General features: G+C 59.9%; 16 protein-coding genes. 5 read left to right on the top strand and 11 right to left on the bottom strand.

Annotation, left to right across the window (positions count from 1 at the left end; genetic code table 11):
• Position 1: 1 nt before the first annotated feature.
• From BUA42_RS18170 to BUA42_RS18135, 8 genes are all read right to left on the bottom strand, one after another.
• Positions 2-1150 (bottom strand): alpha-D-ribose 1-methylphosphonate 5-triphosphate diphosphatase, encoded by a 1149-nt coding sequence (locus BUA42_RS18170; RefSeq protein ID WP_072779762.1) that lies wholly within the window; start codon positions 1148-1150, stop codon positions 2-4.
• The gene (locus BUA42_RS18165) at positions 1140-1919 is read right to left on the bottom strand and encodes an esterase/lipase family protein (protein ID WP_084066293.1); all 780 of its coding nucleotides are present in this window, start codon (positions 1917-1919) and stop codon (positions 1140-1142) included. The genes BUA42_RS18170 and BUA42_RS18165 overlap by 11 nt, the downstream gene beginning before the upstream one ends.
• Positions 1920-1958: 39 nt before the next feature.
• On the bottom strand, positions 1959-2813 hold the full coding sequence (locus BUA42_RS18160; RefSeq protein WP_072779761.1) for a DMT family transporter: 855 nt from the start codon (positions 2811-2813) through the stop codon (positions 1959-1961).
• A 193-nt stretch (positions 2814-3006) separates the two neighbouring features.
• Complete coding sequence (groL, locus tag BUA42_RS18155; RefSeq protein WP_072779760.1) at positions 3007-4650, bottom strand: chaperonin GroEL; 1644 nt, start codon at positions 4648-4650, stop codon at positions 3007-3009.
• A gap of 54 nt (positions 4651-4704) precedes the next feature.
• Positions 4705-5016, bottom strand: a complete 312-nt coding sequence (locus BUA42_RS18150) for a co-chaperone GroES (RefSeq protein ID WP_072779759.1) — start codon at positions 5014-5016, stop codon at positions 4705-4707.
• Between the two features lie 161 nt (positions 5017-5177).
• Positions 5178-5942 (bottom strand): ABC transporter permease, encoded by a 765-nt coding sequence (locus BUA42_RS18145; RefSeq protein ID WP_072779758.1) that lies wholly within the window; start codon positions 5940-5942, stop codon positions 5178-5180.
• Positions 5939-6736: an ABC transporter ATP-binding protein gene (locus BUA42_RS18140; RefSeq protein WP_072779757.1), complete on the bottom strand. Its 798-nt coding sequence runs from the start codon at positions 6734-6736 to the stop codon at positions 5939-5941. The genes BUA42_RS18145 and BUA42_RS18140 overlap by 4 nt, the downstream gene beginning before the upstream one ends.
• Positions 6737-6790: 54 nt before the next feature.
• A complete protein-coding gene (locus BUA42_RS18135) occupies positions 6791-7798 on the bottom strand; it encodes an ABC transporter substrate-binding protein (protein WP_072779756.1) in 1008 nt (335 codons plus the stop codon).
• A 257-nt stretch (positions 7799-8055) separates the two neighbouring features.
• On the opposite strand from BUA42_RS18135, the gene BUA42_RS18130 reads away from it, so the two are divergent.
• Positions 8056-10824 carry a VWA domain-containing protein gene (locus BUA42_RS18130; protein WP_143152743.1) on the top strand — a complete coding sequence of 923 codons (2769 nt, stop codon included), beginning with the start codon at positions 8056-8058 and terminating at the stop codon, positions 10822-10824.
• 3 nt (positions 10825-10827) lie between these two features.
• Here BUA42_RS18130 and BUA42_RS18125 read toward each other — a convergent pair whose 3' ends face one another.
• Positions 10828-11493, bottom strand: coding sequence for a DUF2161 domain-containing phosphodiesterase (locus tag BUA42_RS18125; protein WP_072779824.1), 666 nt, complete (start codon positions 11491-11493; stop codon positions 10828-10830).
• 88 nt (positions 11494-11581) lie between these two features.
• On the opposite strand from BUA42_RS18125, the gene BUA42_RS18120 reads away from it, so the two are divergent.
• A complete protein-coding gene (locus BUA42_RS18120; RefSeq protein ID WP_072779754.1) occupies positions 11582-12574 on the top strand; it encodes a TraB/GumN family protein in 993 nt (330 codons plus the stop codon).
• Here BUA42_RS18120 and BUA42_RS18115 read toward each other — a convergent pair.
• Together BUA42_RS18115 and BUA42_RS18110 are read right to left on the bottom strand one after the other, a co-directional pair.
• The gene (locus BUA42_RS18115; protein WP_072779753.1) at positions 12563-13474 is read right to left on the bottom strand and encodes a DMT family transporter; all 912 of its coding nucleotides are present in this window, start codon (positions 13472-13474) and stop codon (positions 12563-12565) included. The two genes, BUA42_RS18120 and BUA42_RS18115, sit on opposite strands and share 12 nt — an antisense overlap.
• A gap of 1 nt (position 13475) precedes the next feature.
• On the bottom strand, positions 13476-14363 hold the full coding sequence (locus BUA42_RS18110) for a LysR family transcriptional regulator (protein ID WP_072779752.1): 888 nt from the start codon (positions 14361-14363) through the stop codon (positions 13476-13478).
• A gap of 115 nt (positions 14364-14478) precedes the next feature.
• Here BUA42_RS18110 and BUA42_RS18105 point away from each other — a divergent pair, with 115 nt between their 5' ends.
• From BUA42_RS18105 to ffh, 3 genes are all read left to right on the top strand, one after another.
• Entirely contained in the window at positions 14479-15060 is a 582-nt protein-coding gene (locus BUA42_RS18105; RefSeq protein ID WP_072779751.1) for an FMN-dependent NADH-azoreductase, read from the top strand.
• Positions 15061-15111: 51 nt separating this feature from the next.
• Entirely contained in the window at positions 15112-15603 is a 492-nt protein-coding gene (locus BUA42_RS18100) for a hypothetical protein (protein ID WP_072779750.1), read from the top strand.
• 185 nt (positions 15604-15788) lie between these two features.
• Positions 15789-17288, top strand: a complete 1500-nt coding sequence (ffh, locus tag BUA42_RS18095) for a signal recognition particle protein (RefSeq protein WP_072779749.1) — start codon at positions 15789-15791, stop codon at positions 17286-17288.
• The last annotated feature ends 10 nt before the right edge of the window (positions 17289-17298 follow it).

Below are 17298 nucleotides of genomic sequence, written 5' to 3'. Positions count from 1 at the left end.
CTCAGTTCGCGAAGAACCGCTCTGCCGCCGGGCTTGCAAGATAGGCAACCTTTCCTGCGGCAAGTGTCGCCATCACCCGGCGTGTTTCAGGGTCGAGGACGATCAGGTCTGCTCGTTGACCCGGGGTAAGATCGCCCCGATCGGTCAGCCCAAGAAGTCGCGCAGGCCCGCGGGACACCATGCGCCATGCAGTCGCGAGATCACACAGACCCAGCTCTTCCAGCCGGAACGCGGCGCGGATCGGGGATGGGTAATGATAATCCGAGGCCAAGGCATCGCACAGCCCTGCGCGAACCAGTTCGGCGGCCGCAATGTTGCCGGCATGGCTGGCTCCGCGCACGACATTTGGCGCGCCGAGGACGATATGTGCGCCGTCGGCTCTTGCTGCGGTCGCGGCTTCCAAGGTTTCAGGAAACTCACTGACCTGCGCGCCGCGCTTCGCCCAAATGGCGCGGTCGTCTGGCGTGCTGTCGTCATGGCTCCCCATGACAACGCCTTTTGCCGCAAGCCTGCCTGCGAGGTCATCCAATGCCGCCGGGACTTCGGCGCTTCGGGCGTGCAAGTCCTGCATCAAAGCCAGATGTGCCTCGGGACTGCGCCCACTCTTGAGCGCCTGACCGGTCAGCCGGGGTGGCTTGCGCCCCTCCGACAGCCGTTGGTGCGGCAAGTGATCGTTGAACACCACGTAGCGGATGCCAAAACGGTCAACCGCTGCCTCTGCGCGGGGGAATTCGTCCAGCAGATGGGTTTCAAGCCGCAGCTGCAGTTGCAGGTCAACGGCCACAGTCGGGCGCACCTTCGAGACCACGCCAAACACATGCTCGGCAAACTCCGGCCCCCGCATGCCACCTTCCCAACTGAAGAACTGGGCCAGAACCGCTGTCGTGATCCCGTTGGCGGCCAGTTCTGCCGCGCAGGCGGTCATACCGTGATCCGCCTCTCGCAGCGCACCGCGACGCGGGGCCATATGCCGTTCAAAACCATCGCCATGGGCATCTACAACACCCGGAAGCACGAGGTAGCCGGTCAAATCGACAATGCGCCCACCACTTGAAGCCTGCACGAGGCCATCGGAAATGGACAGAGGCGGGTCGCTCCATCCTTCGGGCCCAAGCACGCGTGCACCGAAGAAGGTGCAATCAATTGTCATCAATCAGTTCCGGACAGATGCCGAACATGCAGGCAAGCTCTTCAGAGTTGATACTTTGCGTCCAGTCAAGTTCTGCGTCGAACCGACCCGTCCGCAGAAACAGATCGACCTGAGCGATCACCGATGGCGCCTGCATGATGAAAGTGTGTGTCACAGGCAACGTCAAATGGGCGGCCATGCCCTCTACCCGTGTGGAAGCGACCGAGACTTTGCCGTCGTCATCGCCCGGAATGATCGCCGAGAAGAACGGATTGAGTGACCGAGTGCCCGCGATGATCCCCAGTTCAAAATCAACCGGTGGCAGGGATCGGGGCACATCATCGGGGTCTGTTCCAAGCTGCTGGCCCGCCGGCCCGTTGAGCCAGTCGAAGAACTCGAGCCCGCCCAGTTCGTCAACCAGTTCGCTGCCCTGGTTCGGCGGTGCGAGCATGACAACGCGCCCAAGCTGGTGCGGGCGGTTCTCCTGCAACCAGACCCGCAGCAGGATGCCGCCCATTGAATGGGTCACAAAGTGCACCTGTGTGTCGCCACAGCGGTCAACGGCGGCCGGCAGAGTGTCTTCGACCAACGCTTGAATGCGCGCGGTGGTCGAAGGGTAGCTGGGAGATTCAACGTGGTAGCCTTTGGCTTCGAGGACGTGCTCCATCACGAGGAAAGAGGTGTCAGTCCGGGCCAACCCGTGCAGCAACACAACGCAATCGGCCCGCGCCGGGGCGGCGGAGACCACACCAAGTGCGGCAAGCATAACCAGGAGAAAATCGCGAACCATGCATGGCAGATACGCTTTGCAGGTGCGTCTTGGAAGGGGCTAGCGTCGCGACGTTACGGCCAACAGCACGCCGCCAAGGACGATGCACGCTGCAATGATGAGCCTAAAGCCAACGGCTTCCGACAGAAACACAGCACCCGCCGCCATGGCGATCACAGGCACGGTAAGCTGCGCCACAGCTGCCGTGGTGCTGCGCAAGCTGGGCAGCACTGTATACCAAAGCGCGTACCCCAAACCGGACGTCACCGCACCGCAGAGGACGGCTATTGCCACACCGAACCCCGTGACAGTCGGAATGCCTGCGGACCCCGGCATCGCAAGCTGACCGAGCCCGAAAAGGCTGACAATCGCCGCTGCAATCACAAAATTCGCTGCGGTTGCACCGAGGGGATCGCGCCCGCCGCGACCGTTCAGGGAATACACGCCCCATGCGGCCCCCGCGACCGCCATGGAAAGTGCGTGGGCAAGGCTCGGAGCTGCGGCATGACCCGGCCAGAGGAGCCAAACGAGACCCGCGAATGCCAATGTGGCCCCGAACCATCGTTGTGCCGCGGGTCGTTCACCGCTGACCAATGCCCCGCCGAACATCGTGATCTGAACCATGCCAAAAAGGATCAGCGCGCCAAGTCCAGCATCGAGGCTTTCGTAGGCAAGGGAGAAACAAAAGGTGTAGGCCAAGAGCGAACTGACACCGGCCCAGCGCCGGTCGCCACCAAAACTCAACCGACCCGAACGCAGCATGACCAAGGCAGCCAACATGACGGCGCCCGAGATGAGGCGGAGAATGCCAAAACTCACCGCGTCCATTTCGCCGCTGGTAATGCCCACGCGATTCAGGATCGAATTCGATGCGAAAGCGATCATCGTGAGACTGGCGAGAAGGACGAGGCGCATACACCTCGGTACCCAAAGCTGCGTGACGCCACAATTGGGATGTTTCGGTCGACAACAAAATTTACTGGGCGCACCGAAGAATCTTCGTACGAAGATTCTTTCAACCGGTTAGAAAATTCTGAATTTGCGCGTCAGATCCAGAAAAAACAAAAGCGCCCGAAGGCGCTTTTGCTAAGTCTCACAAAGGCGTTGATTACATCATGCCGCCCATGCCGCCCATGTCGGGCATACCGCCGCCGGCGCCTGCGCCTTCTTTCTGCGGCTTGTCGGCAACCATGGCTTCGGTTGTGATCAACAGACCAGCAATCGAGGCCGCGTCCTGCAGAGCCGTGCGGACAACCTTGGCCGGATCAATCACGCCGAACTTGAACATGTCGCCATATTCTTCGGTCTGAGCGTTAAAGCCGAATGTCGCATCGTCGCTCTCGCGGATTTTGCCCGCGACAACAGAACCGTCAACGCCAGAGTTCTCTGCGATCTGACGCAGAGGCGCTTCGAGTGCCTTGCGCACGATGGTGATACCGACGTTCTGGTCGTTGTTCGCACCGGTCAGACCTTCTAGTGTCTTGCCAGCCTGAACCAGAGCAACACCGCCACCCACAACGATGCCTTCTTGTACGGCAGCGCGTGTGGCGTTCAGCGCGTCATCGACACGGTCCTTACGCTCTTTCACTTCGACTTCGGTCATGCCGCCAACGCGGATGACAGCGACGCCGCCTGCAAGTTTCGCAACACGTTCCTGCAGCTTTTCGCGGTCGTAGTCAGAGGTGGTTTCTTCGATCTGAGTGCGGATCTGAGCGACACGCGCTTCGATCTCAGCCTTCTCGCCGGCACCGTCAACGATGGTTGTCTCGTCCTTGGTGATCTGGATCTTCTTGGCCGAGCCGAGCATGTCCATGGTGACATTCTCGAGCTTCATGCCGAGGTCTTCGGAGATGACCTGACCGCCTGTCAGGATCGCGATGTCCTGCAGCATGGCCTTACGACGGTCACCGAAGCCCGGTGCCTTCACGGCTGCGATCTTGAGGCCGCCACGCAGCTTGTTGACCACGAGAGTTGCCAGCGCTTCGCCTTCCACGTCTTCCGCGATGATCAGCAGCGGCTTCTGCGACTGGATCACAGACTCGAGCAGCGGAACCATCGGCTGCAGCGAGGAGAGCTTCTTCTCGTGCAGGAGGATCATGCAGTCGTCGAGCTCTGCAGTCATCTTGTCGGCGTTAGTCACGAAGTAGGGGCTCAGGTAGCCGCGGTCGAACTGCATACCTTCGACGACGTCGGTCTCGGTCTCGAGGCCTTTGTTCTCTTCGACGGTGATCACACCCTCGTTACCGACCTTCTGCATAGCGTCTGCGATCTGCTGACCGATTTCCGCTTCGCCGTTGGCCGAGATTGTGCCAACCTGTGCGACTTCTGCACTGTCGGACACGTCACGCGCGGCGGCTTTGATGGCCTCGACAACTTTGGTTGTCGCCAGATCAATACCGCGCTTGAGGTCCATCGGGTTCATGCCAGCGGCAACCGACTTCATGCCTTCTTTGACGATGGCTTGAGCAAGAACTGTCGCAGTTGTTGTACCATCACCGGCTTCGTCATTGGTGCGGGAAGCAACTTCCTTCACCATCTGCGCGCCCATGTTTTCGAACTTGTCTTCCAGTTCGATTTCCTTCGCAACGGACACACCGTCCTTTGTGATGCGCGGTGCGCCGAAGGATTTGTCGAGGACCACGTTCCGGCCTTTCGGGCCGAGGGTCACTTTCACGGCGTCAGCAAGAATATTGACACCTTTCAGCATGCGCGAACGCGCTTCTGTATCGAATTTTACGTCTTTTGCAGACATCAGTGTTTCTCCACTAAATTAGTCAGAGTTGGTGTTGGCGATCACAACGGGCGTTCAGGCAGCTTTTGCTGCTGCCGCGTCTGTGATGATGCCGAGGATGTCCGACTCCTTCATGATCAGGAGTTCTTCGCCATCGATCGTCACTTCTGTGCCCGACCACTTGCCGAACAGGATCTTGTCGCCTTCCGAGACAGCCATCTCGATCAGCTCGCCGCTGTCCTTGCGTGCGCCTTCGCCACACGCGACAACCACGCCTTCTGCGGGCTTTTCTTTGGCGCTATCTGGAATGATCAGGCCACCAGCAGTTTTGTCTTCACTTTCGATCCGACGGACCAGCACGCGGTCATGAAGCGGTTTGAATGCCATCTTCGAGTCTCCTTGCTCAAAGGTTTCACTTAAGTCCCTCGCTCCCCGAAGGACTGTTGTCACTCACTATGCTAGAGTGCTAACGGCGCTTAGCTAAGGATCTGAAAACCGTGAGTCAACACGTAAGCGCAAGATTTTTTGAAGGAAGATACCTGGCTGGCTTAATAGCTCGGAGACCGTTCGGCCCAGCCCGCGAAAGTCTTTTCGAGTGCGACCACCACGTAGTAGAGCAGAATGCCCATCAGCGCCAACGCAATCAGAACCGCAAACATCAGCGGGTAGTCCGAGTTCGTCTTGCCGGAGTCAAATAGCGCCCCAAGCCCACGCCCGTGCGGAGAGACAATCTCCATCAGATTGGTGCCAATAAAGGCCAGCGTTACCGCGACTTTCAGCGCGCCAAAGAATTCTGGAAGAGTTTTCGGCAGCGCGATCTTCCAGAAGATCGTTGTCTTAGATGCGCCCAGCGACCGCAAGATGTCTCGGTATTCCGGCTCAAGCGTGCTCAGGCCGATCGACACCGACACTGCAATCGGAAAGAACGAGATCAGGAAGGCGATCATCACCGTGTTGAAGTTGTGCTGGCCTACGAAGAGCAATGCGATGATCGGCACCAAGGTGGCCTTCGGGATCGCGTTGAAGCCCACGAGAAGGGGATAAAGCGCGTCGCGCATGAGTTTGGAAAACCCCATCACCATGCCAAGCAGCACACCGAAGATGATCGCAAGGATCAAACCGACAACCGTGCGCCACAACGTCTGCCAGCCCATGACGATGAACAACTCCCAGTAGCGCGCATAGGCGGGCGGGAGGTCAGACGGCGAGGCCATGACAAAGTTCGGCCAGTCGTTGACCCAGACAAGGAATTCCCAGAACAGGCCGAAAATCACGATGGCTGCAATGGGGACGAGGACCTGGCGAAAACTCATTCTACCGCCTCCTCGGTCGCGCGGCCCTGGGCCACCTGAATCTGGTGCCGCAGAATGTTCAGCGCTTCGGCGGATTCGGGCGTATAGAGATGTTCGATGTCGCGCGCACCGGTGAGGTGCACGTCCATGACATATTGCGTCTTTGCCGGGCGGCCCGAAAGCACGACCACCTGATCGGCAAGAAAGATCGACTCTCGCAGATCATGAGTGATGAGAACGCCGGTAAACGGCTCCTCTGATTTCACCTTGTGCATGGTCTGCCACAAATCTTCGCGCGTGAACGCATCCAGCGCACCAAACGGTTCGTCGAGGATCAGAACCTCGGGCTTGTGCACGATGGACCGGCAGAGCGAGGCGCGCTGGCGCATCCCGCCTGACAGCTCCGAGGGGCGTTTTTCTTCGAACCCTTCCAGACCAACCAGAGCGAGAAGGCTGCGTGCCCGTTCTTCCTGCTGGCGTTTGGTCAGCTTCGTTGGCACAATTTCCAAGGGAAGCATGACGTTTTGAAGGATCGTACGCCATTCAAGCAAGACGGGGTTTTGAAACGCCATCCCGACAGTCGACTTCGGACCTTTGACCAGCTCTCCATGCAGCCAGACCTCGCCTTCGTCCGGCTTCATCAATCCTGCGATCAATCGGGTCAGTGTGGACTTTCCGCAGCCGGACGGCCCCACTACGGCAGCGAAGCCTCCTTCTGGGACAGACAATTCCAGACCGTCGAGAACCGGCAAGCGTCCGTTCTTGGTCTGGTACGCGTGGCGCACGTTCTTGATGTCTATGAGATTGTCCGACACGTGTTCTGCCCGAGTTCAAAGAGGCCGACCGGAGCGTCCGATCGGCCAATGGGTTTACTTCAGCATCCGTGCGCTTGCGTCAGGCAGATATGCATCTGTGAAGTAGAGGCTTGCATCCGGCGTGGTCTGGAACTCGTAGGTTTGCGCGAGCTGCTCAAGCGCCATTGCCATTCGGTCGGCGTCGATGCCGCCAATGCCATTCGCCATCACGTAGTCCGTGGCCACGTTCGCGTCGATGGCCAGTTGCAAGCGCCGCTCTTCCAAAGCGGCATCCGCTGCGGGGTTGCGCTCGATCAGGCTTTCAATGGCCGCGGCTGGTTCGGCAATAGCATCTTTCCAACCCGCGGCTACTGCGGTCAGGAAGCCTGTAATGAGCTCGGGGTTGTCCTGCGCAAAATTGGTGTTGGCGATTATAGCGTTGCCATAAAGCGCGAGCCCGTGATCGGCCATCAGGATGGTCGAGATGTCCTCTTCCGGCACCCCTAGCCGAACGAGGTTGAGAAAGGACGAGAACGAAAAGCCGGTCACAGCCGCGACATTGCCTTCGGCGAGCATTGGCTCGCGGGTCGGGAAGCCTACGGGTTCGACCGTGATCGCATCGACGTCCAGATCATTGGCAATCGCAAAAGCCGGGAATTGCGCCCAGGCTCCATCAGGGGGCGGCGCGCCAAGCACCTTGCCTTCAAGGTCTTTCGGGGCTTCGACACCAAGCGATTTGCGTCCCACAATGGCAAAGGGCGGCTTGTCATAGACCATCATGACCGCTGTCACTGGTGCGCCCGGGTTCTGGTCAAGGAATTTGATCAGCGAATTGATGTCGGCAAAGCCCACTGGAAACGCGCCGGTCGCAACTTTCGGAATCGCATCGAGCGACCCCTGACCAGCAGAGATTTCGACATCGAGGCCCGCCGCTTCGAAATGGCCGTTGTCGATGGCCACGAAATACGGTGCGGCAGGGCCTTCGAATTTCCAGTCGAGTGCGAACGGCACCTCGGCCTGAGCGAGCGCAGCGCTTGCCATGCTCAGGGTCGCGGCAACGGCCGCAAGGGTTTGTTTCAGCATCGGAGTCTCCCCAGTGTTATCGGCGTCAACCTGTTGCATCCGTCTTTTGAACGGAACGCAAAGCAGCGTATTGGCCCGAGCCAATCCAGATCGCGCAGCGTTATTGATCAAATTTGTGCCGTTTGCCCAAGGATTGTGCAAGCCCTGTCATCAACGCATTGAGAGAATCCAGGGGTGCGACCGACAGAGGGCTGTGCAGATCATCTCTGGCGTGTTTTTCTGATCGGAAATTTGCACGTTTGATTGAGGACGACCCGATGCGATTTACACTGGCTGCTTCATTTACGCTCTTCGCTACACTCGCCGCGGCGCAAGACCAGCCAAACACCGTTCTGGTGATGGATGGATCGGGCTCCATGTGGGGACAGGTCGATGGGGTCGCCAAGATCACGATCGCTCAGGAGGTGGTCGGAAATCTCTTGTCCGATTTCCCCGCCGAACAAGGGCTTGGACTGACAGTCTATGGCCACCGCGAGCGCGGCGTGTGCACCGACATCGAAACCGTTGTCGCCCCGGCGCCCGGCACGGCTGGTCAAATCACTGACGCGGTGAAGGCGATCAAACCCTTGGGCAAAACCCCCATGACGGATGCGGTGATCGCTGCGGCCGAAGCGCTGCGCTACACAGAGGACAAGGCGACTGTGATCCTCGTCAGCGATGGCGTCGAGACGTGCAACCCGGATCCGTGCGCCGCCGCGCGGCTGCTCGAAGAGGCGGGCATTGATTTCACCGCGCATGTCATCGGCTTCGACGTGGGATCGGACCCGGAAGCGCTTGCGCAGATGCAATGCATTGCCGACGAAACCGGCGGCCAATTTCTGACAGCAGACACGGCCGACCAATTGACCGAGGCGCTGACGCAGGTGGCCGTGGTCGAGCCAGAGCCCGAATCTGAGCCGGCACTGGTGCCGACAACCCTGACCGCCGTGTTCGAGGGGACGGAGACACTGGTACCCGATCCGGTCATCTGGGAGGTGTCGTCCGCCACCGAGACGGTCCTTTCCGATACGGACGGAAATCCATTGTCGATCGAGCTTGAAGAGGGATCGTACACATTGATCGTCTACAGCCCTGTTCTCGAGGTCGAACTGAACCGGCAGTTCATTGCCATCGGCGACAGCGCGACAGTCGAGGTGGCCTTCCCCGAACCAAAGGAAACCGCACGCTTGATCGCGCCCTCCACTGCGGTTGCAGGCAGCACGATTGAGGTTGGTTGGGACGGTCCGAATTTCGAGGAGGACTATATCGGGATCGGTCCCGTCGATGCCACCGGGGCGACACAATGGAAAAACTGGGCGTCCACGGCGTCTGGCAACCCGGTGTCTCTTCTTGTGCCTCCGGTCGCCGGACCGCACCTGATCCAGTATTTCAAACGTGAAGGACGCGAGAGTCTCGGCGCGGTCGAGATCATGGTCACTCCTGCCGAAGCCACCATCACTGCACCGCCCGAAGGCGTTGCTGGATCAGAGATCGAGATCGGGTGGACCGGGCCGCTCTACGCGGACGACTACATCGGAATCGGACGCGTCGATGCGGACGGTGCGAACCGCTGGGAGAACTGGGTCCCCGCGAGCGCCGATCAGCCCACGAAACTATTGGTTCCGGCAGAGCCCGGCGCGTACGAAATCACCTATTTCATGCGTCAAGATCGCACGCCGGTCACCACCGTTGCCTTTACCGCGACAGATGTCACCGCCAGTATCATCGCGCCGCAGCAGGCGGTGGCGGGGTCCGAAATCGAAATCGGCTGGACCGGGCCGAATTACGAAGAGGATTACATTGGGGTTGGCCGTGTTGACGCCACCGGTGCGAACCAGTGGGAGAACTGGGTGCGGACAAGTGAAGGTTCTCCGACCAAGCTCGTTATGCCCGCCACCGCTGGCGACTACGTCATCACGTATTTCCAGCGGCAGGATCGCACTCCGCTTGCGCAAGTACCGATCACACTTACCGAACCTGAGGCCCGCCTCGTCGCCCCATCCGAGGCGCAGGTTGGCAGCACAATCGAGGTCGGATGGGTCGGGCCGGACTACCCTGAGGATTACATCGGGATCGGCAAACCTGATGCGACCGGGGCGAACCAGTGGGAAAACTGGGCCTACACGCGTGATGGCAATCCGGCGGAAGTCAAGATGCCAGGAGAGGCCGGAGACTACGTCATCACCTACTTCATGCGGCAGGACAGGACGCCTTTGGCACAGGTGCCGATCACTCTGAAACCGGCCGAGGTCACGTTGAGCGCGCCGTCGCAAGCAGAGGTTGGATCGCGTATTGAGGTCACCTGGACCGGACCGGACTCACCGGACGATTACATCGGCATCGGCCATGTTGGCGCGAGTGGCGCAAATGCCTGGAAATCCTACGCCTACACCCGGGACGGCAATCCGGCGCGCATCAATGCGCCCGGCGAAACCGGCGACTATCTAATTACCTATTTCCTGAGCGAAGGCCGCACGCCACTAAAGCAAATACCAATTGCGTTGGTCGCGCCAGAAGTCACAATGCAGCCCCCGGCAGAGGCGTTTGGCGGCTCACTGATCGAAATCCCGTGGAGTGGGCCGGACAATCCGGATGATTACGTGGGGATTGGCAAGGCTGACGCAAGTGGCGGAAACCGGTGGAAGTCTTTTGCCTACACGCGGGATGGATCGCCGGCGCGCATCACAGTGCCGGCGGAACCGGGCGACTATCTTGTCACATATTTCCTCAGCCAAGACCGGACGGCGGTGCTGGAAATCCCGCTGACCGTCAAACAGTCTGACGCGCGCCTGATCGCGCCGCAGACAGTGGCTCCGGGTCAGCAAATCGAAATCGGTTGGTCCGGCCCGGACAACCGCGATGACTATATCGGGATCGGACCTGCCGATGCGGCATGGGGCGGAGGGCAGTGGCGGCGATATGCCTACACTCGCGACGGCAACCCGGCGCGCCTGACCGCGCCGACAGAGCCGGGCACCTATACCGTTCGGTATTTCCTACAGCAGGACCGCTACGCCATCGCTGAGGAAACGCTCATTGTGGAATAGGTGTCACCCGAGGCTGTCTCCCCAATCGGCCAATCCCTGTCGCCCTTTGGGTGACAGGGTGTAGACGCCTGTTTCCACTTTCTCGAACCAACCATAGTGATTGTCGCGCATCAGGGTTGTGGCGGTCTTCACACCGGTCGCTTTGGCGACAATCGCTCCTTTCTCAGCCCCGCTTTCGGCCAGGTACATGGCACAGCGCAGCGCATCCTGCCTGTAGGCGGTGACAATGCCGTGCCGCGTGGCACCTCCGTCGTTCGGGTCACCCTGAAGACGGTGAAATTCGCGCAGCAGTTTATTCTTGGATGCCTTCATTTTCCGCGGGGCGTACGGCCCCGGATCGCACTGCACCTCAACTGCGCCGTCCTGCCGGACTGTAATAAAACCCAGACCAAGGCGGCGGCAGAGCGACGTGTTCTCGCGCAAGGTGCGCCGCGCCTGTCGCCCCTTCGGCTTGGCAATGGCGATATAGACAAGATCGGTCACGGCCAATCGCGCAATGGCTTGATGGTAAAGTGTAAGGTTCGCGCGAAGCTTGAGCTCGACAATCACCGGGTCGTCTTCGCCGCGCACGGCGACCAGATCGGCGGCTCCCACCTCACCTTTCACGATGTAGCCTTGCCCCTCCAAAAAGGCTTTCACGTACGGATAAAGTTCGACCTCACGTTGCATACCCAATGAATGTCCCACAGCCTTGCCGCTGACAAGCGCAGCGCCTAGCTTTCCACCGGACCCAATCTGCGACAGGAGCGCCGCCACGATGATCCGATTGCTTGCCTTGCTGTGCCTCCTGTGTTTCGCCCAACCCGCTTTGGCGGAATGCGATGGAACGGATCTACGGACAACGCTGACGGATGAGGAAAGAGCCCAACTGGCCGCGGAACTTGACGGCGTTCCCTTTCCTGCCGGCAACCACTGGCGCGCCACGCGAGACGGGCGCGACATTCACCTGATCGGGACGATGCACCTTTCCGATCCGCGCCTCGACGCCCCCGTCGAACGGTTGCGCGGCGTTGTTGAACGTGCGGACTTACTTCTTCTGGAAATGACGCAGGAGGACGAAGAAGCTCTTCAGACGCGACTGGCGTCTGATCCGTCTTTCCTGATGCTGATGCTGATGGATACGACACTGCCTGAGCTTCTGGCGGAAGAGCAATGGCAACAGATGTCGGAAGCCCTTTCGGCACGCGGCATTCCGCCTTTCGTCGCGTCGCGGTTCCAGCCCTGGTACGTGTCGATGCTGCTTGCCATTCCGCCCTGCGTCGACCTGGAAACCATGTCTGGCAGCGGCATGGATGCGCGGTTGCAGGCCATCGCGCGCGCGGCCGGCATCCCACGCGCTGCGCTCGAAGATGCGGCCACGATATTCGCGGCGTTCACAGAGCAGCCACAGGAGATGCAGATCGACATGATGCTGTCAGCGCTTGTCGAGCCAGGGGTGAGCGAGGATTTGTTCGAAACCCTGCTCGCCAGTTATTTCGACGAAGCGCCTGCAGAGGGATGGGCGGTGTCAACCATTCTTGCCGAGCGCTACAGCCCCATCGATCCGGACGAGGCGGCAGCGATTTTCGGTGTTATGGAAGAGCAGCTTCTGGTCGACCGTAATCGCGCATGGATCCCCGTGTTGGTCGACGCAAGTCAAACCCATGAAACGGTGGTCGCCGCCTTTGGCGCAGCGCATCTGCCTGGAGCGGATGGCGTGCTGGCACTGCTGGAGGCCGAAGGGTTCACCTTGGAACGCCTACCCTTTTGACATCGCCGGTCCGCGCACTTGGCTGTCATCCTTCAGGAGAAGGGCCAACGCGCAAACCGTCATGAGAACGCCCACCAGGATCAGGAACGGCGGCAAGGGTCTGCCAAGTGCCATTTCCCAAAGGATCACCCAACTGGGCGTCAGGTAGGTGTAAGCCATAACCTTGGCCGACGGGATGCGCAGGCTTGCGAATTGAAGAAGAAGGAACGTCGCGGCGCTGGCGAAGACCGACGTGTAGGCAATGGTGATCCAGACAATCGACGGCAAACCGCGCCAATCCGTGTCGATTAGGGCGGGGGTGCCGACAATCAAAAGAAGCACGGCGCCCGCTAGAAGTGTTCCGAACGTAAACACGGCAGGGCGCTCGCCCCTGTTCAGTTTCGGCACAAGTGGCGTGTAGATCGCATGTGCGATGCAGCCGAAGAAAAAGATGATTTCACCGCGTCCGATACTGAACGCCAGAAACGCGGACAGGTCGGCACGGAAGATCACCCAAAGCGCGCCCGTTGCGCCGATGGTCAAGGCGAGGGCCATACGCGGCGTGAGCACTTGTCGCAAGAGGACCCATCCGACCCCTGCTGCGATCAGAGGCGTCAGCGTGAAGACCGCCGCCATCGACACCGGTGCGCCGGTTTTCAGGCCTTCAAACATCAGCACGAAATAAGTGCAGAAGAAGAACGCCAGCGCGAAGTATCGCCACGGAGCTTGGAAGGCGCCGCGGTCCAGTCCGCCTGTGGCCATAGCCAGAGCGAAGATCAAACAGGCCGCCACCACGAAGCGCACCGCGTTGAGCGCTTCCGGCGCGATATGAGGCGCGGCCATCGAACCAAGCGAGAACGAACCGGCCACGAGCGCCGAGAATGTTAGCATGGCAAGGTGACCGCGATGCGCCTCGGTCATGTCAGGATTTGGCCAACTCGCTGACCCGCACCGCCTCTTTCAAATGAGACACGAAGGCCTGCACCTTCGCAGTGCGATGCAGATCGACATGTGTGACAATCCAAAGCTGCGGCGACCATTCCTCGACCGGTGGCATCACCTCTGTCAGGCTCGGGTCAGCCTTGCCTCGGTGCCGCGCGACAAACCCGATGCCGGCACCTTCTCGGATCGCGTGCAGCATGCTCTGGGTTTCGGTGGTTCGGAACACGACGCGGTCATACGGGACATGGCGGCGCAACCACATCTGAAACGGCGCGCGGGAGTCCACATTGTCGCTGCCGACAAACCAGTGGTTGGCGAGGTCACTCTCGTCCTTCGGCAACCCGTGCCGCTTGATATACGCTTGCGAGGCAAACAGCCCGATATCGAGCTTCATCAACGGCTGGACGACATTATCCGGTTCTTCGGGCGCTGCTCCGGCACGGATCGCGACATGCGCCTCGCCGTATTCCAGCCGGAACACACGTGCATCGGTCAGATAGCGGACGGTCAGGTCGGAATGTGCTTCCTGAAAACGGGCAAGGATCGGCACTATGAAATCCGAGATCTCGATGATCGAGGTGACCATCAAGTCGCCACTGACATCCGCACCGCGTCCTTTGATCCGCCCTGCGAGCTGCGACAGCTGGTCTTCGGTGGCTTGTGCCACGCGCGCGAGGTCCTGCCCGGATTCCGTCGGTGTGTATCCGCGTGCGTGGCGCTGAAACAGTTTCACACCCAAACGGGATTCAAGCGCATCGATGTGGCGAATGACCGTTGCGTGGTGGACGCCCAGCGCATCCGCCGCGCCACTGACTGTGCCTTGCCGCGCCACCTGATAGGCCGTGCGGACCTCATCCCAGTGCTCCATGGAAAAACTCCTGTGCAAAAAACCACACTGTATGCGCATAACTTAGTATTTCGTGCGCTGGCGCAAGTCATATCTCTGTGACGCAGCAAGCTTTTGCAACCCGTTAGGAGAAACCATGACACATACCGTTCTGCGCATTGACGCATCCGCCCGCCACGTCGGTTCAGAAAGCCGTAAACTTGCCGATCGCATCATCGAGCGGCTTGACGCCGACACCGTCATTCACCGCGATCTTGCCGTCGCCGTGCCCGCCATCGACGCGGATTGGCTGACTGCAAACTGGACACCGGAGGCGGATCGTTCGGACGAGCAGCGCGAAAAGCTGGCGCTCTCCAGCACACTGATCGACGAGATCAAGGCAGCAGACACACTGGTCATTGCCACACCGATCTACAATTTCTCTGTTCCTGCCGCACTAAAGGCATGGATCGACCAAATCGCCCGCGCCGGGATCACATTTCAATACACTGAGAACGGCCCAAAAGGTTTGCTTGAAGGCAAGCGCGCGATCATCGCAATCGCATCTGGCGGCACGCAGGTCGGATCTGACATCGACTTCGCCAGTGGCTACCTCAAACACATCATGAGCTTCATCGGCATCACCGATGTCCAATTCGTCGCCGCAGACCAGCTGATGGTCGATGCCGACGCGTCGCATGCCAAAGCGGACGCGGCCTTGGAAGCGCTTGCCGCGTAAACAGTCAAAACACTGGACCAGGTTCATCGGGCGCGGCTAGGGTCGCGGCCGATGAAGGTCGTACGAAAAACAGACGAACAGCTGGTCCTGGAAAACACTCCGTGGCTTCTCGCGATTGGCCTGTCGCTGTTCATCCTTGTATTCGTCGGAGCAGGTCTGGCCCGCATGTCGGAAGACCTGTTCGAGGGCCTTGCGATGATGGGGATTAGCGCGGTCGGCGGTACCCTCTTTCTCGCAATTTTTGTGCGACGCACACAGCTCATTCTGGACCGCCAGACCGATAGCGTCCGTCTGCGTCGGCGGGGATTCTTCGGATACTCCGAAACGCGTTTTACGTTAAGCGACCTGTCACGTGCGCGGGTGCAAGTATCACGCAGCAGCAAGAACGGTGCGCACACCGAACGGGTGGCGCTAGTTTTCACGGAAGGGCCGGACGAAGGCACGCACCCCGTCACACTTGTCTACACGAACGGGAAGGGACCCCGTCGTGCCGAGACTGCCATCAACGATTGGCTAGAGGGATCGGCGGCGCGCGACGCTTGACTCCGACGTGGTCGCCGGGCTAGACGCCCATCAATTCCGGGAAGTCTGACTTTCCGGTCCCTTGGACGCAGTCCGGGATCGCCCTCCACCAGCGTGTTACGCCCGTGGGGGCGTTTGACGTTTGGTTTATGCGCCGTTGGCCCCTACATCGGGATCACATCCAGCGGTAAAGGAGGCGAAAGCCCATGTTTGAAAATCTGTCCGAACGCCTTGGCGGCGTCTTTGATCGGCTGACCAAGCAGGGTGCGCTGTCCGAGGATGACGTCAAGACCGCGCTGCGCGAAGTGCGGGTTGCCCTTCTGGAAGCCGACGTGTCCCTGCCGGTAGCGCGTGATTTCGTGAAAGCAGTACAAGAAAAGGCAACCGGCCAAGCCGTCACCAAGTCCGTGACCCCCGGTCAGCAGGTCGTCAAGATCGTCCACGACGAATTGAAGCATGTCCTCACCGGTGACGAAGACCCCGGCAAACTGAAGATCGACAACCCGCCTGCGCCAATCCTGATGGTCGGTTTGCAGGGTGGCGGCAAGACGACCACGACCGCCAAGATCGCGAAGCGTCTGAAAGAGCGGGACGGCAAGAAGGTGTTGATGGCGTCGCTTGACGTGAACCGCCCCGCCGCGATGGAGCAATTGCAGATCCTTGGCGTACAGATCGGTGTCGACACCTTGCCTATCGTCAAGGGCGAAGACCCGGTGGCAATCGCCAAGCGGGCGAAGACGCAGGCGAGCCTTGGCGGATATGATGTCTACATGCTCGACACCGCCGGGCGACTTTCGATCGACGAAGAACTGATGGCGCAGGTCGAAGCCGTGCGCGACGTGTCCAATCCGCGCGAAACGCTTCTCGTGGTCGACGGCCTGACCGGGCAGGATGCCGTGCATACCGCCGAGAATTTTGACGAACGTATCGGCATCTCAGGCGTGGTCCTCACCCGGATGGATGGCGACGGGCGCGGTGGTGCGGCACTGTCCATGCGCGCGGTGACTGGCAAGCCGATCCGGTTTGTGGGTCTTGGCGAAAAGATGGACGCGCTTGAAACGTTCGAGCCTGACCGGATTGCGGGCCGTATCCTCGGCATGGGTGACATCGTCAGCCTTGTTGAAAAAGCGCAGCAAACGCTCGAGGTCGAACAGGCCGAGCGTATGATGAAGCGCTTCCAGAAGGGTCAGTTCAACATGAACGACCTGAAGATGCAGCTTGAACAGATGATGAAGATGGGCGGCATGGAGGGCATGCTCGCCATGATGCCGGGCGCCGCCAAAATGCAGAAACAGATGGATGGCGCAGGGATCGACGACAAGATGCTGCGCCAGCAGATCGCGCTGATCCAGTCGATGACCAAACGCGAACGCGCCAACCCGCAAATCCTGCAAGCCAGCCGCAAGAAACGCATCGCTGCCGGCGCGGGCATGGAGGTCAGCGAGCTCAACAAGCTCCTGAAGATGCAGCGCCAGATGTCCGACATGATGAAGAAGATGGGCAAGATGGGTAAAGGCGGCATGCTGAAACAGGCCATGAAAGGCATGTTCGGCAAGGGCGGCAGCCCTGAAGAGATGATGGGCCAGATGGACCCGAAGGCGCTTGAACAGGCCGCCAAGGCGATGGGCGGTAAGGGTGGCTTGCCCGGAATGGGTGGCGGCATGGGTCTGCCACCGGGTCTCAGCGGGTTCGGCAAGAAGAAGTAGTCCGGACGCA

The sequence above is a fragment of the Marivita hallyeonensis genome, assembly GCF_900129875.1.
Classification (GTDB): domain Bacteria; phylum Pseudomonadota; class Alphaproteobacteria; order Rhodobacterales; family Rhodobacteraceae; genus Marivita; species Marivita hallyeonensis.
The sequence above is the reverse complement of the archived record's forward strand: the minus strand, read 5'-3'. Positions and strand labels throughout refer to the sequence as shown.